The following is a 397-nucleotide window of genomic DNA, read 5'->3' as shown; positions in this document are numbered from 1 at the left end:
ATGGTCAGCGCCTGGCGCTCCACTACGCAGGTGCCGATGCCGTTGGTGCCCTCGCAGGCCTCGCTCCAGTCGGCGCCCAGCCACAGCCCGGCCTGCTGGAAGGTCTCGCGCTCGGCCTCGGCGGTGACGCAATCAAGGATCAGCCCGCGGGCATCGGTGAGCAGCACGGCATGGCCGGCGCCGCCCAGTTGCTGGTGCAGGGCATTCATCTGCCCACGGGCGATCTGCAGGACCCGCTGCTGGCGCTGGCGGTGCTCGTCGAAGCGGGCGCGCTCCAGCACCCAGGGCGCTACCGGAGCGGCCGGGTCGAGCTGGTGTTCGTCGAGGCAGCGCCGCCAGGAGCGGGCGATGGCCGGATCGCTGGCCCGGCCGTCGAGGACCGCGCCGCGAGCGAGTT

General features: G+C 73.0%; 1 protein-coding gene. It reads left to right on the top strand.

Annotated elements, in window-relative coordinates:
* Positions 1 to 170 precede the first annotated feature (170 nt).
* A partial coding sequence (locus FH08_RS54200; RefSeq protein WP_326928996.1) for a hypothetical protein occupies positions 171 to 397 on the top strand: 227 nt, incomplete at its 3' end.

This window comes from Caballeronia sordidicola (assembly GCF_000729995.1).
In the GTDB taxonomy this organism is placed as follows: Bacteria; Pseudomonadota; Gammaproteobacteria; order Burkholderiales; family Burkholderiaceae; genus Caballeronia; species Caballeronia sordidicola_A.
Note: the sequence above shows the minus strand (reverse complement) of the source record. Positions and strands in the feature narration are given on the sequence as shown.